The following is a 19,686-nucleotide window of genomic DNA, read 5'->3' as shown; positions in this document are numbered from 1 at the left end:
CCACCCCCCCGTCAACCCGCTCGATCCAGGTGTGTAAAGTGGTATCCACACCGACGCGGGGTGGAGCAGCTCGGTAGCTCGCTGGGCTCATAACCCAGAGGTCGCAGGTTCAAATCCTGTCCCCGCTACTAGCGGCCCAGGCCAGAGAAGTTTTCAGCTTCTCTGGCCTGGGCCATTTTTGAACCTGGTGGATGTTTACTGGATGTTTTGGCTTGGGAAGACGGCGTTCTGGATAGCGTTGGCCATCGCTCCGGTGGGTCGGCGTCGTCGGGAGGCGTAGGTGTTCAGGGTCTCGGTCGGGTTGACATGTCCGACCTGGTCGGCCACCAATGCCGCCGACAGCTTCGCGTCGAGCCCGACATCGACGACGAACTTGCGGAACGAGTGCCCGGTGATGTTGTCGGGCAATCCCAGAGCGGTTCGCACCCGCCGCCACTGGTCGTTGTAGTTCGTCGGGTCGCGCAGCGTCCCGGCCGCGGACTGGAACAGCGGGGTGGTGCCGTCCTCGATGGGCTTCAGGGTCGGGATCCGTCTATCCAGCATCGCGACCGCGTACGGGGCCAGTTGGATGGCTCGGCGGAGGTTCTTGGGATTGTTCGGGTTGTCCTCGTTGGATTCTCGGATCAGCCCGACACCCGGGACTCTGATCACGTGCCCGGTGACGAGGATGATTCCGGTCTTCGGGTCGTAGTCCTCGAGCAGGAACGCCATCAGCTCGGAGGCGCGGCTGCCGGTGGCGGAGAACATGGTGATCGGGTCGGCGAGATCACCTCGAGCGCAGAACTGGGCGATGGTCGGCACCCTGTACTTGGGGTTCGTTGGGACGAGCTGTCCGTCGGTCATCTTCGGCAGCGGCGGGCACGGTACCGAGCTGGTGCGGACATCCAGGAGCAGTTGCCGCACCTGCTCGGGTTCCAGTGCTGCCGCGCCCTTGGCGGGTTTGGTCTTGATCGGCTCGGTCTCTCGTATGGGATTGCTAGGCCATACGTCGTATCGAACCGCCAGCGCGCACATGCCGTTGAGAACGATGCGCACACCCTTGACGTCGGAGCCGCCGTGTTGCTCGTACTCGGTGAGGAACCGATCGAACCGCTGAGTCGTGCCTTCCCGAAGGCGAACCCTGCGCATGGCGTTGACGATCGCTTTCCCGGCGCGGTCGTACCGGTCGAGGGTGTTGTGGCTGACCTTCTTCTTCTCGACGAGGTATTTGCGGTACGCCTTCCACAAATCCTCGATGGTCGTCTCGCCGTTGATTTCGTCGCCGCCAGCATGTGTGCGGTCGCGGAGATGTTCGAGTAGTCGGCGTTCGGCGGCTGCGCCGTTGCGGTCTTTGACTCCTCGAGGAGTCCATCTGCGGGCGCGGCGGGTGACTCCGTCATGGTCGCGGACATAGCAGTAGGCGTACCAGCGGTTGGGACCCACCGGTATTCGCGAGATTTTGCCCCAGGTTCCGATGGGCAGAGGTGGGCGTGCCATCAGCACGCACCCGCTCTCGGGGCGCATAGATATTCCATTGTCTCTCCTGCGGATGTTTCCACCAGGTGCTAGCTGGTTTGTGAAACACCAATTCTACAGAGAGACAAGTAATTACACCGCATACAACGCCATCTCTGTGGTCGAGTCCGGTGGAATACGCTGGTATGGAATATGTTTGATTACTCGCCGGATACGACCACGACGCCTGTCGTCTGAATCTTCAACGGGGGCCTGGGGTGTCGGTTGGTGGAGGCGAGTGCGCGGATGAGGTCGGTGACGAGGTTGCGTTGTTCTCTGTTGAGCAGCGCCGCTTCGGGGGGTGGGGTGTAGGGCTCGTCGAGTTCGAGGGCGATGCCCGACCAGTGGGCGACATCGCGCACGTCCAGCTTCAGCGCCTTGGCGACAGCGCGGATGGTGTCGATCGACGAGGGGTGGCCCGGGTCGTCGATCAACCGGCCGACGGTGGTCGGGTGCACGCCTGCGATATCGGCGAGCTCGTTGCGGCTGCGGATGTTGACTGCGGCCATCGCGGAAGCCCACGGCTCGGGTATGTGACGCGTGCGTGGCATGTCCACAAGCGTAGGGCATATACCTATACCGAGCGAACCGACGATGCAGATCACCCCCTAGATGTGCAACAAAATCCCGTCAATGTTTGCATCTAGCTGCACAAATAAGCGCCATTGTTGCGATAGACAGTGATGTGTTCTGCTGTTACTGTCTGGGTGAGGGGAGTTGAGCAGGAGGGAAATCCGGATGGAACGTCGGGCACGGCTGAGATCCCGGACCGCGTTGCGGGACGTCATGCAGGCACGGCAGATGTCGGTGCGGACGCTGGCTCATCGGGCCGGATGCGGCAAAAGCATGATCGGGCTGCTGCGTTCGGGAGCGCGGACCTCGTGCAGCGCCGATCTCGCGGTGCGGATCACGACGGCATTGAGCATGCCCGCCGACGACGTGTTCATCCTCGACCCGGAAGGAGCCGAGGCGCTGACCAGGCGTTGATCGAGAACGTCCACAGGAGACATGAAATGACCCGACGGGCTAGCACCCCGCCGGGTCGATGCACATCCACAGGAGATGTAAATATGCGATTCGAGTATAGCCCCGCCACCACTGTGGCGGGGCGTTCACCCATCGGTACGCCAGCTCGGCGGTGGTGGTGATGGCGATCGAGTTCAAGCCCGCGGTCCGGCGAAAGAGCAAGGCGCGCATGGCGTTGTCCGGGCCCGCAGGGTCGGGCAAGACCTATACCGCCCTCGCGCTGGCCTGGGAATGGGCCAAGCGCGAGGGCGGTGTCGTCGGCATGGTCGACACCGAGCACGGCAGCGCCAAGAAGTATCAGGGCCTCAACGGATGGGAGTGGCAGACCTTCGAGCCGGACCGGTTCTCACCGGCGAGCCTGGTCGAGATCCTCGGTGTTGCAGCAGGGCACGGCTTCGCCGTGATGATCATCGACTCTTGGTCGCACTACTGGATGGGCTTGGACGGGATGCTCGAACAGGTCGACCGCCGCAAGCTCGGCAGCAACTCGTTCTCCGGCTGGAAGGAAGCCAACCCGGACGAACGCCGCATGGTGGATGCGATGCTCACCTATCCGGGGCATCTGATCGTGACCATGCGGGCCAAGACCGAATATGTCATCGAGGAAGACTCCAAGGGCCGTGCGGTGCCGCGCAAGGTCGGCACCCGCCCGGTGCAGAGGGAAGGGCTCGAGCACGAGTTCGACATCGTCGGCGACCTGGATCTGAAGAACAACCTGCACATCTCCAAGACCCGGTTGCCGTTCTTGGCCAATCAGGTGATCGCCGAACCGGGGGCGGAGCTGGCCGCCCAGATCGCGGACTGGCTCGACGGTGGCGAAGAGACTCCGACGGTCGCGCAGTTCCGGCAGCGAATCCTCGATGCAGAGGTGATGGAGGATCTGCGGGAGATCTGGAAGGAGATCGACTCGTATCGGATGCTCGGCGCACCCACGGTCGACCTCGAAGGTGCGCCGACCACGCTGCGGGATCTGATCATCGCCATCAAGGCGGCGATGGAAGCGGTCGACCGGAAAACCGGTCATGGTTCGTCGGCCGAGACCGACGCTCGTGAGGGGAGGGGGTGAGAACGTATGGGCGACAACACGTGTACGGCGATCAGGTGCCAGCATGGGGTCCTGGCGATCGAGGACATCGCGGGACGGCTGCGGGTCACTGCGCAGTTGGTCCGGCAGTGGCGCTCGCAGCCCAAGCCGCACCCGCTGGCGGACAAAGGCTTTCGCCTCAACGGTGATTCCGGTCCGCTGCGCTGGATCGAGTGCGACTACTGGCGCTACCTGGAGGATCTGAACAATCAGGCGAGATCGGCATGAACCGGTCGCGCAGGCAGCGCGGCCCCAGCGCGCTCGCCATGGCCGCCGAGGACGCCCGGCGGGTGTTCATCGAGGAGTACACCTTCCTGCGGGAGTCGCTGATGACGCACGAGGCGATCGCTCGCCGCCTCGGGATCAGCCTGATCGCGTTGCAGGCACGGATTCTGCGCTACGACTGCCTGATCCTGTTACCGGCCGAGCAGAAGATCGCCGACCGCTTGGAGAAGCTCATCGCCGCCGGTCGGCCGTTCACCCTGGAACAGGTCTCGGCCCTCGACGACGGCACCACCGCATTGCTGGTGGACATCGCCCGCAGGCGGGGCAGCGTCCGCACCCAGAACACGCGCCGGACAGACGGCCCGACCGTCTATGTGCCCGTCGAGGGCAGTCGGTGAGTACACCGGATCCGAACGGTGCTCGCCCGGCGGCAGCGTGGCTGCTGTCGGGTGACCCGTTCGGGGACGGGCAATCGTGGACGGTCCGCGACCGCGTCCGCGATGATGCCGGCCGAATCGTGCGCGTGCTGTACGAGTGCCGCTACCTCGTCGAAAGCGGCACCGGCCGTGCCCGCGTCATCGAACGGCGCTGGCACGACGGCGTCCACGAGTCGCGCACCGTCACACCGATCGACTGACCCTTTCCCATCCCCTGTTCTTGTTCACGCGCGTTCGGAGAACCATGCCCAGGGACACCCGCCCCTACATCAAACTGACCCTCGATTTCCTCGAGAACCCCAAGACCGCGCCACTGAGTCCGGTCGCGAAGCTGAAGCTGATCGAGGCGTGGATCTTCTGCGCCCGCAACAGGACTGACGGCGTGCTGCTCGCCACCCAAGCCCGCAAAATGATCCCGCTGCGCATCCGCCAGATCTTCGACCAGGCCCAGGTGTGGCACCACACCGACTGCACCGCGAACACACCGTGCGGCGGCGGCGTGTGCACCGCAGCGGCGCCGTGTTTGGACGGGCTGTACCGGATGCACGACTACGGGGCACACCAGACCCTCTACACCACCCCGGGTGTTCGCCGCGACGCCCGTGGCTATATCCGGATCGCGTTGGACTTCCTGGAGAACCCGAAGACCGGGCCGATGACACCGGTAGCGAAGCTGAAGCTGATCGAGTTGTGGATCTTCTGCGCCCGCAACCGAACAGGCGGCATTATCACCGCCGCGCAGGCCCGCGCGATCGTGCCGCACCGCATCCGGGAGGTGTTCACCACGGCGCGATCCTGGCATCACCACGCCTGCACCACAGACGCACCGTGCGGGCATGGCGTGTGCACGATGAACACGCCGTGCCTTCGTGGTGTGTTCATCATGAACGACTTTTGCCATCACCAGAGCACGGTGCGCAGTGAAAAAGCCCAGGCAGCAGGTAGATTGGGAGGGCTGGCCAAGGCCGAGCGACGACGGCCGGTCGCTAGCGTTTCGGCTAGCAACGCGCGTGCGTCTCACAATTCACAAGTAACAAATACCTCTGTAAGAGTTGGTATCAACCCTGCGGAACCTAACGCGCGGGAACGGGAATCACCTCCGCCGGTGCGATTGGTCCCGCGTCGCCGTCATGGCGGTGACGAGGTCGCCGATCGGCTCAACGCCGCCGCCCCGGAGATCCCGGCCACCGAGGCGATGCGCCAGCGGGTGCTGGCCCGGCTGGTGCCCGACGCCGTTGCCGTCCTGGCCGACCCGGACGCCGGTCCTGCTCGGCGGGCTCGCGCCCAGGCCGAGCTGGACCGCGCCAGCGCGGTCATCGACGCCCGCGCCGAGTACCTCGCCACCGGTGACCTCGCCGAAAACCCCGATGTAGACCGGCTTTTCGATCCGCACGGCACCAGCGGCTACGCCCGGCGCATGGCGGCCGCGCAGGCCCCCTTGCCGACGCCGGATCCGGTGACCGCCGGGGAGGTGCGCGCGCTGGCGTACCGGCTGGCCCGCGACCACATCGACGCCATCAGCCGCCAGGGCGGTGCACCCCCGAGTTCGGCGCGGGAGGCCCTGCGCGCGGAGATCGAAGCCCTGCTCGGCGAGGGCACGCACCAGGACGTGTTGCGCGCCGAGCTGGCCGGAATGCGGGATGCCGGGTTGTGGGCGGCGTCGAAACTGCGTGCCCGCCTGCGGGAGAGTGCCGCGTGAGCCGCGACTGGGATCTGCCAGAACTCTGTGACGTCGAGGCCGAGCAGCAGGTCCTCGGCGCGGCCCTGTACGCCGAGGACAACACCGAGGTCGCCCGCATGGTGGCCGACATCCCCACCCAGGCGTTCTACCGCCCGGCGCACCAGCAGATCCACGCCGCCATGCTCGAGGTGCTGCGTGCCGGTCAGCCCGCCGACCCGGTCGTGATCATCGAAAAAGCCAGCCATGGAGGCGATCTCGGCGCAGAACGCACCACCATCCGGTCGGTCACCTTGCGCATGCTCGGCAAGGGCGTACCGGGGTCGGTGCCGTACTTCGCCGACCGCATCATCACCCTGTGGCACGCACGGACCGCCGTCTCCGAGGCCACCCGCATGATCCAGAAACTGCACACCCTCCACATGACCGGGGACCTCGAGTTAACCGGCGAAGTCGTCGCTCACGCGCGCGCGAGCCTGGACCTGGATTTCACCGACCTCGTGGCGGCCGGTGCCGAGGCGCTGCCGCCGTCGGTTGCCGAATTGCTGTCCGGCACGGATTCTTACGATTGGCTGATCCCGCAGCTGTTCGAGTACGGCGACCGCATGATCCTCACCGGCATCGAAGGACTCGGAAAATCGACCCTGCTGGCGCAGATCGCGTGCGCGGTCACCGCTGGTTTGCACCCGTTCCTCGCCGCGCCGATCACCGGCGCGGGTGCGCCGGAGGCGACGTCGCATCGGGTGCTGGTGCTGGATGCGGAGAACCTGCCGGGCCAGTTGCGCCGCCGCTACCGCAACCTCGTCGCCCGCGTCGACGCTGTGTGCGATCAGCAGAACCATCCGCGCCCGGATTGGCGGGACGAGCTGCGCATCGAGGCCCGCCCCGACGGCGTACGGCTGGAGGATCCGCGCGAGCTGCGCCGTATCGAGGCCGCCATCGCCGCACACCGACCCGCCCTCGTCGTCGCCGGACCGCTGTACCGGCTCAGCGCCCTCGACATCGAAGTCGCCGACGGCGCACGAGAACTGGTCCGCATCCTGGATCGGCTGCGCGTGAAGTACCGGTTCGTGCTCATCCTCGAAGGGCACATCCCGCACGCCGCCGACGGCCGCGCCCGCTCGGTCCGCCCGATCGGCTCCTCGCTCCAGCTGCGCTGGCCGGAGTTCGGCTACGGCATCGTCCCGGCCCGCGGCCACGAGGACGAAGACCACCCGACGGCGGTGAACCTGCGGCAGTGGCGCTACGCCCGCGACGAACGCCTGTTCCCCCACGAACTGCACCACTCCACCACCGGACTGCCCTGGACACCCGCCGACAACTATTTCCGATTGTGCCGCAGCAGAGGAATATTCAACGGCTGACAAAACGGTTCCGTCGAAACATGTTCATTGCCAATCGAACTGAATCATTGATAGCAGAGAGCTGAATGAATTAATATATGAGGTAGGGGATTTCATCTGTGGCTAGCACCCACCGAAATCTCCTATCAAATTGAATACCGCATCCACAGGAGAAACGATGAAAATCGTCTTGGAAATGTATTGCCCGGACGCTTCCGCGCACCAGGCGGAGGATTCCGAGCGGTCGATGGCCTCGCGGCTGGTCACCAGCCTGACGCGGCTGATGTCGGGTCACCGCTGCCCCGCCTGCCCTGGTCAAGCCCTCGAACCGGGAATCACGACATTCGACGGAACCGAACGCGAGACCGGGTATTGCCCGTGCTGCCATGCGACATGGCTACCGGGACAACGGCTGCGCCTGCTGGTCGCCGGGCGGCTGATCGGCGTCGCACCAGCAGCCCGCCACGGAGTCCGATCATGAGACAGCGCCCAGAACCCGATATCGCGTTCATGCGCCGCGTGCACACCACTTTGCGAGATCTGCCGAACTGGCGCGAATATCCCGGCCTGTACTGGGACCAAGGGGTTTTCCGGGAGGTGTATGTCGATCGGCTCGTCCGCACCGACACCGGTGAACCGATGTGCGAGACCGCGATGTGCTTCGCGGGGTGGGCAGTGGAGCTGTCCCCGGACATCACGTGGGCACACGACACCATGGCGCTGCGCTCGATGGTCCGCAACACCTCCGACAGCGAACCGGTGGTGCTGCTGCGCGCCGATCTCACCACTGCTCATGACTCCATCACGGGTGAGCAATTGCGGGCCGCCGAGTACGCGCGGCGACGTCTGGGCCTCACCCATATCCAGGCCGACGAACTGTTCGGCTCCGACAACAGCCTCCACGACCTCGCCGAGATCATCGACCGCATCGAAAAAGGTGCCCTATGACACCCACCACCGTCATCACCGCCGCCGACCTGGTGACCCAGGTTCGTGCCCTCGCGGCCGCCGACCCCGACGCCGTCACCCCCACCACACTCGAGCACCCGCACGGGAACCGGTACGTGGTGCGCGGCGACGACGGCCGCTGGCAAGGCTCACGCCTGATCGGGCGCGCTCTGCTGGCCCTCGGCGCCGATCCTGATCGGCTCGCCGAACACGACGCCCACACCACCAGCGCCGCCACCACCGTCATGGCGTTCGCCCACTTCGGCGCATGGGGCCAGGACCTGTTGTGGCTCAACGTCGTCCAACGCCACGAAGACAAAGGACAACCTTGGCAGCGCGCGGTCGAACTGGCCGACCTGCGCATCCCCGGCACCCGAGGGAGGGCATGATGCCCCGGCCGAAACCGCAACCCTTCACGCCCACACGGATCCTCGTCACACGGCGGCTCGGTCGCGGCGGACACCCCCGGCGGTGGTCGGCCCGAACCACCCTCATCGACGCCAACGGCCGTCTCCGCTCCGTCAAGACCCAGCGAGAGGACAGAGACGAAGCGATCGACGCGCTGTTGGACCGCCTCGAGGCCCTCGGCGTCCCCGAGGACGTCCTCGACGCCCTGGTCGACGGATTGGGGGCGCAGGCATGACCGGACCCGAACCCACCCCGGATCGTCGCCTTGTAGACGAAATCGACGCCCTGGTCGACGAACAACTCGCCGCCGGCCCCGACCGCGGCACCGCCGAGACGTGCCCGCACTGCCCCGAGGACTGGCACGCACTACCGATCACCGTGGCCACGCTGATCATGAGAATGTGCGGCTGCGCCGACTGCGAACGAGATCTCGCCCATCACGACTACGACGCCGACACCAGCCAGGTGCTGTGTCCCGGCTCGGAGTTCACCGGACCACCCCGGCCTCCGGATCCCGACCAGGCCGCGGCTGTCGTCGCCGTGGTCACCCTCGCGCTCGGGCTGCCACCGCGACCAGGCCCCGACTGGCCAACCCCGCCGCCCGGCTGCGCGCTGCGAATCCCGTTCACCGAACCCGGATATCGCGGGGAAGTCTTCGCCTACCGGCTGTCGGTGCGATGGCGTGAGGTGGAGTACGTGATCGTCTTGCACCACCTGCGGCCCACCGAGACCGGCGAGGTCCGCCAAACGGTACTGATGCGGTACTGCCCACCCGGCACACCGCACCCGCCCGTCCTCGAGGTCGCCAGCTTCGACGGCCTCACCCTCGCGGTCCTCGACTACGGCGATACCGACGGCTACCGGGCCGGGATCGACGCCAACGGTGTGCTGTTCGAGTTCGACGCCGACCTGCGCTCGCGCTACTACACCGACGGTTGGGTGTCTCCCGATCTGTTCGTGCAGCAGATCACCGGGCAGATGGTCGTCGGAACCGTCGAATGAGGCACTCGGGCGACACGCCGATCTCCAGATTCGTGTCGGGAACCAACGTCATCTTTCACGAACTGTGGCTGGCACCAAGGGGTTTCACTCTCACCTGGGCTTATGAGGGCGGAACCCGTTGGTGCCCTACCCAGTAGGGGCCTTCTCAAAACACGTCACAGGGGGTTATGCAAGCCACAGGTTCTTTTGTGCGGAAGTTCGTCCTGCATAATGGATCTCGCGGTTACAATCCGCGACCCTGAGACCCGGTCCCCGGATCTTCATGCGTGGCCGGATCTCAGCGGCACCGACAGTGCCCGCAGCGCCGACAATTCGGGGGGCTCGTGCGGGTGACCGAGATCGGCCCGATCAGGCCATGGAGGGGGTTGTGTTGCTGTCAGCCTGGAGGTACCCGTGCCCGGCTTGTTAAACCTGCCGCTGGCGACACTGCTGCTGGAAACCTTGCAGGCCAACCCGCACCTGCACGACCGCAACGTATGGGCCGAAGTCCGGCCCGACGGCGTCGCGCACTGCGTCGCAGGATGGACAGTCACCCTCGCCGGTGCCATCTGGGTGCCCACACCCATGCCCGGCATGGTGTCCTGGCGCGGCCAGCTCCGCTCCATCCCCGTCCTGACGCAAGAACTGCTGGGGCTCACCACGTTCCAGGCGCAAACCCTCATCTACCACTCCGACGAACAGCAAGCCGTCGACCTGCTGAAGGGCTGGATCGCCGAGGCGCGCGCCCATCAGCATGCCCAACTGGCCAGGCTGGAAAGAGAACTCGGGAGAGCAGGTTGACCCGGTTATCTACCGTTGCGCGCTACAGTATAGAAATGGTGAATGGTTCCGCTGCCCCAAGGGAATTCGACGCCCACACCGGCCCGCAACCCAGCCACGACCTCCGACACCACCTCGACGACGCCGTCCACGCCCTCATCGGCCTGCGACCGGTCACCTACACCGACCCTGACGGCGAAACCCGCAGCGGCTACCGGCAATCGCTCTACGACGAGATCCGCACAGAACTCGCCGCCCGCCAAGGCGACGGCGTCACCCTCCGGCCACGCAGCCTCCCACCAGCCTGGATCGAAGCACTCGACTGGCTCACCGACATCGACACCACCGTCGCCACCTGGTGCCCAGACCCGAGCTCCGACAACGGCCAACCCGACACCGTCCGCCGACTCAACCAGCTCGCCGCCACCACCTGGACACCCGAGGACCACGACCTCGTCCACGGCTGGATCACCACCCTGCAGCGGTGGACCAGCGCCGGACGCACACTGCTCGAACCCGCCCGCCGCTGGGAACTCGTCGCCGCCTGCCCCGCCTGCGCCACCCGCACCGTCCACCGGCCCGACGCCAGCGGCGAACTCGTCCGCCAAGCCGCACTCCAGATCACCGCCGACGGATGCATCTGCCAAGCCTGCCGAACCAGCTGGGCACCAACGCATTACCGCCTGCTGGCCGCCGCGCTGGGATGCCAGCTACCGGAGGGAGTACTCGAATGAGCGTGGAAGGTCATTTCACGGAATCCCAGCCATCTCGATATTCGGAGTAGAACCTCAGCGCTGGTAACTCCATGACTCGGCCGTGATAGCTGTTGAGGATGTTGGCTAGGTCGCCCTTCGCCTCCGCGAAGTTGATCTCATTCCGGTCGATCAGCGCGATGATGTCCTTGAGACGTCCGTCCGGCCCGAACAGGTAGTCGTAACGAGGATCGTGCTCGACTATGCCATCGCGATCCTGCAGTGCCTTCACCAGGTCGAGGCCCGGCAGCTGGAATCCTGTCCTACGGTAGTCGACATAGGGCTTCTCGTACTTGGCGGGATCAGCGGGGAGGGGATCGCCGAACTTGTCTTGGCTGCGGTCCTCTGCTTCGGCTGCGAGGCCACGATCCAGAATCCGGCACAGGACCCCGTACTCGTAGGCCGAGGCTGGTTTGGGCTGCCGATCCAGCTCACTGCTGACCCAGGTGCTCGCAATGCGGGTAGCAACCGAGAACGTGGCGCGGGCGAAGTGACCAGCGGAATCCTTGTTACTCACCACTACAGCGAAGACATTGATGGCGTTGTGACGTGCGGAGTTCTCACCGTCCGGCGGCGTGAACGCAGTCGCCCCGAGGCCCGCCGCCGTGACACCGGCGAAGTTCGCGATGTAGGGGGTGAGCGCGGTGGCGATTCCTTCAACGGCGCGCGGATTGACCTGTCCGACCGATCGCGTCCGCGGCCCATCGAGGTTCAGCAACTCAGCGGCGTGGCTGCCCAGGTAACGCGCTAGCCCGGTTGCGGATTCTCCGGCGCGCACAGCGGCAGCGGAGTCCGTAGCCTTCGCGTCGGTTTCGATCCAGGAGAACATCGTCCCCACGGCCGCGCCGCCGTCATCCCAGTGGCGGTGCATCAGTCTGTCGAGTACCTGGTCGGTGCTCGCGCCGTCTCTGAGTCCGCGGCCCGTGAGCAAGTCATGGACAGCTGTCTTGTCGGCGCTGCCAGTGGTGGTGACGTGTTCGATCATGTCGTCCGCCACCGACTGCGAGGGGTCGGATTGCTCAGCGCACGCGGACACACCAGCGAGGAGTAGCGCGAATGCAACGATCGTAGCTGCGCCTTTCACTGGATCGACTCCCTGCCCTCTCGCACATAGTCTTTGAGTTGCAGCATGGGTACTGCGAACGAGCCGTCCCGGTAGCTGTTGATGACGTTGGAAAGATCGTCGTTGATCTGTTTCTCGGTGACGCGATCGACAGTGGTCAGGGTTTGATAGTCCTTCAGATGGCCTTGGGGGTCGAACAGGTAGCTATACCTGGGATCGTGTTCCAGCGACCCGTCGCGTGTTTCCAGCGTATGGGCGACCTGATACGCCAGCTGAGCGGGCTCGAAGTTGGTGTGCTTGTCGATCTGGGTCGGCAAGGGGTCCGGTGTTGAATACAGCCCGACGATAGCGTTCCTGGCCCATGGATTGCTGACGTCGATCATGGGGCCGAGGGTGGGGCCGACAACGTCGCCGACGACTGGTACGTACTTGATACCGGTTGTGAGGACCCCTTTGATGGAATCGTAAGCGGCACCCTTGTCCGCGAATCCTTGCGTGTTGCCGCGGACCGCGTCCTGGGTTCGGTCCTTCGCTTCGAGATCGAGTCCGCGATCAACCAGTCCTTGAATCATCCCGGCCGCCGTAGCATTTCGATTCACAGGATTATGCGGGTCGTTGAGGGCCGAGTCCACCCACGCGGATTGCAGCTCCTGTGCGGCGACAAGAGCCTTCGCATTGAATTGTGTGGCAGCTTCTTTATCGGTATCCATCAGCGCGAAGATGTGCTGCGCGCCGAGCCGCACGTTGTCGTTCGCCGGGTCGGGTGGCGTGAAGCCGTGGTGCGTCAGATTCGGCGGCAGGGCACCGGTCATGTCGGCCACGTAGGGAGACAACGCCGACGAAAGAGCTTGCACCGCATGGGGATTGATTTGGCCTAGGGACTCACTGCGTGGACCGTGCAGGTTCATCAGGGTGTCGTAGTTCTTGGTGAGGTAGCTCGACAGACCGCTGGCGGTATCTCCGGCTCGGGTGCTCACCGCTTGGTCAGGTGAGTGCGAGTCGTCTTCGATCCACCGGTACATGTTGCCCAGCGTCTCGCCGTCGTCCTCCCACTTGTGCTTCATCAGGCCGGTGAGGAACTTGTTGGGGTCGTAGGGGTGGTAGTCCTGACCAGGGGTGTTCTTACCGAACAGCTCCTCCGAGCCATGGCCGGTGATCAGGGCCTGGTCGGCTTCTTTGCTGCGCGTCCCGGCGTCGAGCAGATGCTGGATGGTTTCGTCGCTGGGTCGGTCGATGATCTCGGCTCGCCCGCCTGCGCCGATGTAGTCGGAGAGGAAAGCCTGGTGCGCCGCCTGGCGGGACAGTTCGATGCCGAACTTCTGGCCGGGGCTGTACCCCTTGTCCGCGCTGTTGACCAGGTCGGCGAACCGTGCCATGTCCCGGTTGTAGTTGGCTTTTCCGTCCTTGCCACGGTAGTCGTCGGGCAGCTCGCGGGTGTTGGCGTCCGAACCGGCGATGAGGGTGCCGGGCCGGGTGCCGACCAGTTCTCGGATCTCGGGGTGGAGCTTGCTCCAGCCACCGCGGTCTTGGATCGCGCCGGAAGAGTTGCGGGTAACGGCGTGATCATTGGACAACATCACCAACCCGTCGCCCAGCTTGCGCTGCAGCGCAAGAGATTCCGGAGAACCACTGGTATGGAGCTGGTCGGACAACGTGAGCAGCCCGTCGCGGCCCGCACCGTTGTAGAACGACTGCAGGTAGGCCATCGCGGGCTGGGTGACCGTCACGTCCTGGCCGTTGGCCATCGCCGCCAGCTGATCGGGACTGAGATTGGTGCTCTGAGCCAAGCGATCGGCGATCCGCTCCAGGTCTTCCGGGGTGGCCTTCCCGTCGGCGACGAGCTTGCCGTCATCGGCGCCGTCTTTGGCGGTGAGATCGGTGTGTGTCGTGCCGGGGTGTTTCAGCGGTGCGTCGACACCGTCTCCGAAGTTGCTCCCGGCATCGCGGATGTCTTGGGCAGCTTCACGAATCAGCTTATCGGCTTGATGCGCGGCATCGCGCAGGCTGTACCAGGCGGTGTTGATCAATCCCTGCTGGCCTTCGGCACGCTCGAGGATCTCCGCCTTCTTGCCTTCCTCGACCTTCGCTGGATACGTGATGGTGACCTGCCAATTGTCACCAACCTTCAGCGTTTCACCGGCGACCGCCTTAGCGGGGTCCTCGGTATCGGCCACCTTGCCGAGCAGGTTCGCGCGCTCGGAAACCAAGCGACTCCCCGCTTGTCGTAGGATCGCAACCAGATCGGAGACCCCCTCCTTGACCTTCAGCGACTGCCGGTGGTCCTGGCCCACGCGGTCGTAGGCAGCATCGTGCGACTGTCCGGCCCAGCTGCCGCCCAGGTCCTGGAAGTGCCGCGGCATCCGACCGACCTCGGACTCGTAATTCCCGTTCTGGGCTTCGACGGTGGCCGCCAAGTCGGTCAACAGCGAAGCGTTCCAACTGGTTACGTTGGCTCTGGTCAGCGCCCACCCAGTCATCAGCGGCCACCGCCCTGCGGAGCGTGGAAGTTGAGATCTTCGAGGCGCTTTTTGAAGTCCGCATCGGTCGCCGACAACGACTCCGCGGTCTGCTTCATCGTCGAGGACACCTGCCCGATCCTTTGCGACACTCGCAGCCATGCGCCTTCGGTGTACTCGGTGGCCTGATCGCACGCCGCCCCCAGCGGCGTGCCCGGCAAGGCTCCGGTGACGCCCTTCGCGGGAGTACGCACATCCAACGCATCGACCTTCGCCGCCACATCGTCCAGAGTGCCGGCAAGTGCCTTGATCTGATCAACATCGGCCTTCAACAGGGCCACGAGTCCCCCTCGGTGTCATCGACGTATTCGACTCGAAACGATATCCAGGCCAGAGCCTCCGGAGCCAACCCGCCAGCGTGCGCCCCGGCTGGTAGCCTCCCACACCAGGACACTCTCGAGGGGGCAGCAGTGGCGCAGCAGGTGAACATCGACTACGGACAAGCTGAGATCGCCGCCTTCAAGCAGCAGGCGGAGGCCGCAGCGCAAAGCGGACACTTCCTGTTCGACTCGCAGGTTGTCGATGATCTCGTGAGGTTGTACGACCACCTTATCGAGGACTTGAACTCGGAATTGAAACGTATCCAAGCAGTTTACGATGTGACGAGCTTCGGCGGTTTCCCGTCCACCCAGCAACTTGCCAATGGGTTCAATAACAAGGCAAGAGATTTCGGCACTACGCTGGCACAGCTCATTGAGGGAGCAATGCGCATGCAGGAGGCAGTCTTGCTTGCTGGAGGCAAGACGACGGAAGCCGAGGCGAAGAACACCCAAGCGATACAGTTCTCAGCACAGGCGCTAGGGACGGAGAAGTCGGCATAGTGAGAACCGCGCGCATAGTCATCGCCGCATCGACAGCACTCCTCCTGAGTGCCTGCGGTGACGATACGACCCCGGGGTCATCGGGAGACACAACAACAACGAGTGCGCATCCCAGCATCGCCGTTTCAGTTCCACCTGCCCCCGCACAGCGCAACAACACAGGCCGACCAGCAGTCACGTTCGACCCGTGTCGAGACATCGGCGACTCCACTGTCAAGAACCTGGGGTTCGATCCAGCGACTCGTGAGAGGGATGATCTCGCTGCTGATCAGTACACCTTCCTAGGGTGCAAATTCGATCAGAAAACCGCCGAGGGCTTCAATGCGCGATCGCTGGAAATCAAAGCAACAAACCTCGGCCTCCAGGATTTCCGCAGCCGTAGCACAGAATCTTTGAAGAACACCACCGTCGCTGGACGAGATGCAGCTATCTACACCCTGGCAGGGTCAACTGCGTCAGGAACTTGTTTTCTGGCAATGGACTCGCCGGTCGGCGTCATAGATCTCCAGCTCGGCCTAAACCTGGCGCGAGTTACAGGCAATCCATGCGACGAGTTGCCGTCCCTTGCCGAAACCCTGCAACGAGAATTGTCTAAGAAGTAGGTTCCTTTCGACAGATTTCTACATCGAGGTAGTCGTCCAAACAGAGCTATGTTACCGTCGGACCAGTTGCTCAAGGGGGTTGTGATGGGTCACGCCAGGCACCGCAGGATGGACGGGGGAACGCGGGTTGGCTTCTGGCACAACACAGTTCCCCTAAGGGGCGCAGATGACCAATGACGACAGCCCTCAGAACCCCGCGGCCATTCCGCAGCTGTTTGCTGGTGCGATCGACGCTGTCCAGCAGAAGGCGGTCACGTCGCAGCGCAACGCAGCCGAACACGATCGGGACCTCGGACGCGGTGAGGTGGACCCACCGTATGTGACGAATCCGGAGCCTCCGCCGGAGACGATGACTCATCAACAGATCTCGGATGCCGCCAAGAGTATCGATCAGGCGGCGTTGTCCAAGCTGACCCAAGCCTGGGCACGGTCCTCGGTCACGATCACGAGCATGTTCCAACTGCACCGGATGGGCGTGGCCCGCGTATTACAAGGCCGCTGGGAAGGCGCCAGTGGTGAGGCCGCCCACGCGGCCGCTATGAGGCTCGCCCATGCTGGCGAGCAGATGGGTAAGGTCGCCGAGTCGGCGGCGTTCCGCCTGGATGCGATGTACAACGCGGCGGTGGCCTTCGCCGCGGCGGTGCCGCCCGTGCCCGCGGCGAGCGCGCCCAACCCGGACAACCCGCGTGAATCAGTGCTGCCGAATCTGACAAGCGGGGAGAAAGACCGTGCCGACAACGAGGCCGCGATCGCCGCGCGCAAGATGGCCATCGACGCGGTCAACAGGATCTATCTCCCGATCTGTCCTCCCTCTGGAGAGAACGTGCCCGCGTTCGTGCCGCCACCCCAGATCGGTGGTGGAGACGGCGGCACAGGCGGTGGTGGCCAAGGGATTTCCTCGGGTGGTCTCGGCTCCGGCGCGGGCGGCACTGGCGGCGGGCAAGGAGATCCGTCGCGGCAAGGCTCCGGGACTCAGCCCGGCTCGCAGGATCCTCGGCAGAACCAGACGACACCCGCCGGTGTCGATCCCGCCATCACGACGCCCTCCAGCGCCGGCACGGGCGGGCCCGGTGCACCTGGTGCCGCAACGCCCGGCCAGCCGGGGTCAACTGGCATATCGACGACCCCGGCTGGCGTTTCCTCGGCCGGGCTCGCAGGCCCCGGCGTCGGTGGAGGCATCGGAGGCAAGTCCCCGGGAATCGGTGGTCGCGGCGGATCAGGATCGGGTACAGGCCCAGGTGGCCCTGGATCCTCACGGCCGGGTACGCCTGGGCAGACAGGCCCGGGGGCCGGACAAGCAGCTGCGGCCGCTCGTGCAGCCGGTGTGGGGCCGGGCGGGCCGATGGGCCCGATGGCTCCCGGCGCGCATGGCCAGCGCAAGGGCGAGGACGAAGACCGGACGAAGCCGATTCCGGACTACCTCAAGCGGGTCCAACCCGAACTGGCGGACCTGCCGCCCGCGCCCACGGGCGCGATCGGGGGCGACTACGCCACCTGGCAAGCCCCGGACTCGAATACTCCGCCACCGCGAACCAGCCCCGCCGCAACCAGTCCCGCTCCAGGTGCACCACCTGTCAGCAATGCTGGGTACGAGCCGCCACGCACGGGGACGGGTGTGCCGATCCGATACGACGATCCGGCTCCCGCTCCGCCGCCTCCGGCCGCCCCCGGGCACGCCCCTGCGGTGAGCTATCAGGCACCGGCCGCGTGGCCGGATCCCAATGCGGCGTCGACACGGCCTTCTCCGCCAGGAACGAATCCGGCTGCGGCGCAGGATAACCCGCCGAGGGTCCAGCCGGCCGCGGCACCGGGCGAGTCGAGCGCTGGCGGTGGGGCCGAGCCGCGGACGGAGACGGTTTCACTGCAAGGTCCGATGATGGACGACGGTCCCGCGCGGGAGACAGGGCGCTGAGTGCGGACGCAAACGGTGTGGGACTTCACTCCCGACGAATTCGCGTGGGTGTGGGCAGAGACCGGGCTGGCGGGGGAATATCCCTATCCGATCAGCATTCTCGAAACATCTGCTCCCCCTGACGAGTACGCGCGGCGGCGAGCGGAGATCAGTGCCCGTTACCCGCATCGCGGTGACCCGGACCTCACCTGGCCGCTGCGTGTGCTGGTCAAACCGGATCTGCGGCTGATCTGCACCGGCAAGTTCCACGACTCGGTGAAACGAGTGCGGTCGCTGGCCGCCGCCCACGCCGATCTCGGGGTGATCCTGTTCCAGAAATCCGGTCCCTCAGCCGATTTCGGCGGCGATATCAAGCTTGTGGTCACCCAGCGCCGCAACCTCGGTCGGCACCTGGCGGCGACGATGCCGCCCGCGCAGCCCGGCGCAGCCGGACAAATGGTCGGTTACACCCCGCGCGTACGCGGCGAGCAACCACCTGCATCGTGGCGTCCCGATGATGAGGGCCGCCGACCGGTCGAGGAGCGGATCCGCCTGCTACTGCGGGCGCCGCGCGTCGCCGAGGGGCACCTGTGCATCGAGCGCTACCTACACGACCGCAACACGGCCCCGCCGGTCTACCTGAACTGGATCGACATCCGCGACGACCACTCGGCGGGCGGACGTTACCTGATCGCGGTGGACGACAACGACACCGTGGTCACGCCCGCGACCGAAGAAGTGATCGCCCGAGAACTGCACCGCCGCGCAGAACTCCACCATCTCTGAAACCGGCACCGGCGCAAGTAGATTCTGCTCCGGACGGTCCATACTCATCGAAGGTGATCCGGTGGCTCATCCACCCACACCACGGGCGCGTCGCTCGACTTGTCGTCGATGCGCCGCCACCGCAGCAGGCGTGGCGGATCCGAATCGGGATGCAATGTGTACCCGGCACGTTCGGCGGCGGCCACCATCTTGGCAACCCACTCGTCCAAGGTCTGATCGTCACTGGTGCCCCTCGCTTCGCCATCTGTCCCCGAGGTACCGTTGTCGTCCGCTTCCATTCAAAATGCTCCTCGAATTATGGGTACCAATGAAACTGCTGGTTTCTAGTACGGTGTGCTCGGAATGCTCGGTACGGGCCGAGGGCACGTTTCGCGAATCGCGCTCTCGGCAGCCATTGCCTTCTAGGTGCTGAGCCACTGCTCGATCTGGTCGAGCGTGGCGGCCGAATAGATGCGTTCACCGTCTGCGAGGTCGAGCAGCTGCCACTGATGCGGCAGCCGAGGGTCACGGATCAGCCGGTATCCAGCCTTTCTCGCCCGTTGGACCACCTGCCGCACACGCTCGGACTGGGGGTCGGGTGGCACCGATCGCAGATGCCCGCTCACGGTACGCACCGTCCACGCCGAACTCGTTGCCGCGGAACCAGTTCGGCCCACAGTTCGGACCGCACCGCATCCCACAACCGAGCCAGCTTCGGCCACCGTCTGCGCGCGTCCACCAGATCCGGGCACGACTCGGCATCGAACAACGCCAGCGATTTCGGATCCCCGCACCGACAGACCAGTAGCATCCGGACCCGGCCGCGGTCCCAACACCACACCGCCCGCCACCCGTCCACCTGGGTGCAGTGA

25 protein-coding genes and 1 tRNA gene are annotated in these 19,686 nt (G+C 65.1%); 19 read left to right on the top strand and 7 right to left on the bottom strand.

Annotation, left to right across the window (positions count from 1 at the left end; genetic code table 11):
* The first annotated feature begins 54 nt into the window (after window positions 1-54).
* Window positions 55-128 (top strand) — tRNA-Met (locus IU452_RS33285).
* 67 nt (window positions 129-195) lie between these two features.
* Here the strand turns inward: IU452_RS33285 and IU452_RS33280 are convergent.
* Together IU452_RS33280 and IU452_RS33275 are read right to left on the bottom strand one after the other, a co-directional pair.
* Window positions 196-1,476, bottom strand: coding sequence for a site-specific integrase (locus tag IU452_RS33280; protein ID WP_195113205.1), 1,281 nt, complete (start codon window positions 1,474-1,476; stop codon window positions 196-198).
* 179 nt (window positions 1,477-1,655) lie between these two features.
* The gene (locus IU452_RS33275) at window positions 1,656-2,045 is read right to left on the bottom strand and encodes a helix-turn-helix domain-containing protein (protein WP_195113204.1); all 390 of its coding nucleotides are present in this window, start codon (window positions 2,043-2,045) and stop codon (window positions 1,656-1,658) included.
* Between the two features lie 187 nt (window positions 2,046-2,232).
* Between IU452_RS33275 and IU452_RS33270 the strand changes: the two genes are divergently transcribed.
* The 14 genes from IU452_RS33270 (at window position 2,233) to IU452_RS33205 (ending at window position 11,138) form a co-directional block, all read left to right on the top strand.
* A complete protein-coding gene (locus IU452_RS33270; RefSeq protein WP_195113203.1) occupies window positions 2,233-2,481 on the top strand; it encodes a helix-turn-helix domain-containing protein in 249 nt (82 codons plus the stop codon).
* Between the two features lie 160 nt (window positions 2,482-2,641).
* Window positions 2,642-3,586 carry an AAA family ATPase gene (locus tag IU452_RS33265; RefSeq protein WP_195113202.1) on the top strand — a complete coding sequence of 315 codons (945 nt, stop codon included), beginning with the start codon at window positions 2,642-2,644 and terminating at the stop codon, window positions 3,584-3,586.
* Window positions 3,587-3,592: 6 nt separating this feature from the next.
* Entirely contained in the window at window positions 3,593-3,832 is a 240-nt protein-coding gene (locus IU452_RS33260; RefSeq protein WP_195113201.1) for a hypothetical protein, read from the top strand.
* Entirely contained in the window at window positions 3,829-4,227 is a 399-nt protein-coding gene (locus IU452_RS33255) for a hypothetical protein (protein ID WP_195113200.1), read from the top strand. Before IU452_RS33260 ends, IU452_RS33255 begins: the two co-directional genes overlap by 4 nt.
* Window positions 4,224-4,466, top strand: a complete 243-nt coding sequence (locus IU452_RS33250) for a hypothetical protein (protein WP_195113199.1) — start codon at window positions 4,224-4,226, stop codon at window positions 4,464-4,466. Before IU452_RS33255 ends, IU452_RS33250 begins: the two co-directional genes overlap by 4 nt.
* Window positions 4,467-4,510: 44 nt before the next feature.
* On the top strand, window positions 4,511-5,965 hold the full coding sequence (locus IU452_RS33245) for a hypothetical protein (RefSeq protein ID WP_195113198.1): 1,455 nt from the start codon (window positions 4,511-4,513) through the stop codon (window positions 5,963-5,965).
* On the top strand, window positions 5,962-7,308 hold the full coding sequence (locus tag IU452_RS33240; protein WP_195113197.1) for an AAA family ATPase: 1,347 nt from the start codon (window positions 5,962-5,964) through the stop codon (window positions 7,306-7,308). The genes IU452_RS33245 and IU452_RS33240 overlap by 4 nt, the downstream gene beginning before the upstream one ends.
* 157 nt (window positions 7,309-7,465) lie before the next feature.
* A complete protein-coding gene (locus IU452_RS33235; protein WP_195113196.1) occupies window positions 7,466-7,768 on the top strand; it encodes a hypothetical protein in 303 nt (100 codons plus the stop codon).
* Complete coding sequence (locus IU452_RS33230) at window positions 7,765-8,235, top strand: hypothetical protein (protein WP_195113195.1); 471 nt, start codon at window positions 7,765-7,767, stop codon at window positions 8,233-8,235. The genes IU452_RS33235 and IU452_RS33230 overlap by 4 nt, the downstream gene beginning before the upstream one ends.
* Window positions 8,232-8,624: a hypothetical protein gene (locus IU452_RS33225; protein WP_195113194.1), complete on the top strand. Its 393-nt coding sequence runs from the start codon at window positions 8,232-8,234 to the stop codon at window positions 8,622-8,624. The genes IU452_RS33230 and IU452_RS33225 overlap by 4 nt, the downstream gene beginning before the upstream one ends.
* A complete protein-coding gene (locus IU452_RS33220) occupies window positions 8,624-8,878 on the top strand; it encodes a hypothetical protein (RefSeq protein ID WP_195113193.1) in 255 nt (84 codons plus the stop codon). Before IU452_RS33225 ends, IU452_RS33220 begins: the two co-directional genes overlap by 1 nt.
* The gene (locus IU452_RS33215; RefSeq protein WP_195113192.1) at window positions 8,875-9,645 is read left to right on the top strand and encodes a hypothetical protein; all 771 of its coding nucleotides are present in this window, start codon (window positions 8,875-8,877) and stop codon (window positions 9,643-9,645) included. Before IU452_RS33220 ends, IU452_RS33215 begins: the two co-directional genes overlap by 4 nt.
* Before the next feature lie 393 nt (window positions 9,646-10,038).
* Window positions 10,039-10,425 (top strand): hypothetical protein, encoded by a 387-nt coding sequence (locus IU452_RS33210; protein ID WP_195113191.1) that lies wholly within the window; start codon window positions 10,039-10,041, stop codon window positions 10,423-10,425.
* A 35-nt stretch (window positions 10,426-10,460) separates the two neighbouring features.
* A complete protein-coding gene (locus IU452_RS33205; RefSeq protein WP_195113190.1) occupies window positions 10,461-11,138 on the top strand; it encodes a DUF7341 domain-containing protein in 678 nt (225 codons plus the stop codon).
* 10 nt (window positions 11,139-11,148) lie between these two features.
* Here the strand turns inward: IU452_RS33205 and IU452_RS33200 are convergent, their stop codons facing one another.
* The 3 genes from IU452_RS33200 to IU452_RS33190 form a co-directional block, all read right to left on the bottom strand.
* The gene (locus IU452_RS33200; protein WP_195113189.1) at window positions 11,149-12,141 is read right to left on the bottom strand and encodes a hypothetical protein; all 993 of its coding nucleotides are present in this window, start codon (window positions 12,139-12,141) and stop codon (window positions 11,149-11,151) included.
* 95 nt (window positions 12,142-12,236) lie between these two features.
* Window positions 12,237-14,642, bottom strand: a complete 2,406-nt coding sequence (locus IU452_RS33195; RefSeq protein ID WP_195113188.1) for a WXG100 family type VII secretion target — start codon at window positions 14,640-14,642, stop codon at window positions 12,237-12,239.
* Between the two features lie 53 nt (window positions 14,643-14,695).
* Window positions 14,696-15,016, bottom strand: coding sequence for a hypothetical protein (locus IU452_RS33190; protein WP_195113187.1), 321 nt, complete (start codon window positions 15,014-15,016; stop codon window positions 14,696-14,698).
* Between the two features lie 129 nt (window positions 15,017-15,145).
* Here IU452_RS33190 and IU452_RS33185 point away from each other — a divergent pair, with 129 nt between their 5' ends.
* The 4 genes from IU452_RS33185 (at window position 15,146) to IU452_RS33170 (ending at window position 18,835) form a co-directional block, all read left to right on the top strand.
* Complete coding sequence (locus IU452_RS33185; RefSeq protein WP_195113186.1) at window positions 15,146-15,556, top strand: hypothetical protein; 411 nt, start codon at window positions 15,146-15,148, stop codon at window positions 15,554-15,556.
* Entirely contained in the window at window positions 15,556-16,158 is a 603-nt protein-coding gene (locus IU452_RS33180; protein ID WP_195113185.1) for a DUF3558 domain-containing protein, read from the top strand. The genes IU452_RS33185 and IU452_RS33180 overlap by 1 nt, the downstream gene beginning before the upstream one ends.
* 166 nt (window positions 16,159-16,324) lie before the next feature.
* On the top strand, window positions 16,325-18,070 hold the full coding sequence (locus tag IU452_RS33175; RefSeq protein ID WP_195113184.1) for a hypothetical protein: 1,746 nt from the start codon (window positions 16,325-16,327) through the stop codon (window positions 18,068-18,070).
* The gene (locus IU452_RS33170) at window positions 18,071-18,835 is read left to right on the top strand and encodes a hypothetical protein (RefSeq protein WP_195113183.1); all 765 of its coding nucleotides are present in this window, start codon (window positions 18,071-18,073) and stop codon (window positions 18,833-18,835) included. It begins immediately after the preceding gene.
* 44 nt (window positions 18,836-18,879) lie between these two features.
* On the opposite strand, the gene IU452_RS33165 is transcribed toward IU452_RS33170, so the two are convergent.
* Together IU452_RS33165 and IU452_RS33160 are read right to left on the bottom strand one after the other, a co-directional pair.
* Entirely contained in the window at window positions 18,880-19,044 is a 165-nt protein-coding gene (locus tag IU452_RS33165) for a hypothetical protein (protein ID WP_195113182.1), read from the bottom strand.
* 192 nt (window positions 19,045-19,236) lie between these two features.
* Window positions 19,237-19,440: a hypothetical protein gene (locus IU452_RS33160; protein ID WP_324192976.1), complete on the bottom strand. Its 204-nt coding sequence runs from the start codon at window positions 19,438-19,440 to the stop codon at window positions 19,237-19,239.
* Window positions 19,441-19,686 lie beyond the last annotated feature (246 nt).

The organism is Nocardia transvalensis, assembly GCF_015477765.1.
GTDB classification, from domain to species: Bacteria; Actinomycetota; Actinomycetes; order Mycobacteriales; family Mycobacteriaceae; genus Nocardia; species Nocardia transvalensis_A.
The sequence above is the reverse complement of the archived record's forward strand: the minus strand, read 5'-3'. Positions and strand labels throughout refer to the sequence as shown.

Bases quoted from the DNA above. Each gene is read 5' to 3' on its own strand.
- IU452_RS33280 (WP_195113205.1), bottom strand. From the start codon at position 1,476: ATGGCACGCCCACCTCTGCCCATCGGAACCTGGGGCAAAATCTCGCGA.
- IU452_RS33275 (WP_195113204.1), bottom strand. From the start codon at position 2,045: ATGCCACGCACGCGTCACATACCCGAGCCGTGGGCTTCCGCGATGGCC.
- IU452_RS33270 (WP_195113203.1), top strand. From the start codon at position 2,233: ATGGAACGTCGGGCACGGCTGAGATCCCGGACCGCGTTGCGGGACGTC.
- IU452_RS33265 (WP_195113202.1), top strand. From the start codon at position 2,642: ATGGCGATCGAGTTCAAGCCCGCGGTCCGGCGAAAGAGCAAGGCGCGC.
- IU452_RS33260 (WP_195113201.1), top strand. From the start codon at position 3,593: ATGGGCGACAACACGTGTACGGCGATCAGGTGCCAGCATGGGGTCCTG.
- IU452_RS33255 (WP_195113200.1), top strand. From the start codon at position 3,829: ATGAACCGGTCGCGCAGGCAGCGCGGCCCCAGCGCGCTCGCCATGGCC.
- IU452_RS33245 (WP_195113198.1), top strand. From the start codon at position 4,511: ATGCCCAGGGACACCCGCCCCTACATCAAACTGACCCTCGATTTCCTC.
- IU452_RS33235 (WP_195113196.1), top strand. From the start codon at position 7,466: ATGAAAATCGTCTTGGAAATGTATTGCCCGGACGCTTCCGCGCACCAG.
- IU452_RS33230 (WP_195113195.1), top strand. From the start codon at position 7,765: ATGAGACAGCGCCCAGAACCCGATATCGCGTTCATGCGCCGCGTGCAC.
- IU452_RS33225 (WP_195113194.1), top strand. From the start codon at position 8,232: ATGACACCCACCACCGTCATCACCGCCGCCGACCTGGTGACCCAGGTT.
- IU452_RS33220 (WP_195113193.1), top strand. From the start codon at position 8,624: ATGCCCCGGCCGAAACCGCAACCCTTCACGCCCACACGGATCCTCGTC.
- IU452_RS33215 (WP_195113192.1), top strand. From the start codon at position 8,875: ATGACCGGACCCGAACCCACCCCGGATCGTCGCCTTGTAGACGAAATC.
- IU452_RS33205 (WP_195113190.1), top strand. From the start codon at position 10,461: ATGGTGAATGGTTCCGCTGCCCCAAGGGAATTCGACGCCCACACCGGC.
- IU452_RS33200 (WP_195113189.1), bottom strand. From the start codon at position 12,141: ATGATCGAACACGTCACCACCACTGGCAGCGCCGACAAGACAGCTGTC.
- IU452_RS33175 (WP_195113184.1), top strand. From the start codon at position 16,325: ATGACCAATGACGACAGCCCTCAGAACCCCGCGGCCATTCCGCAGCTG.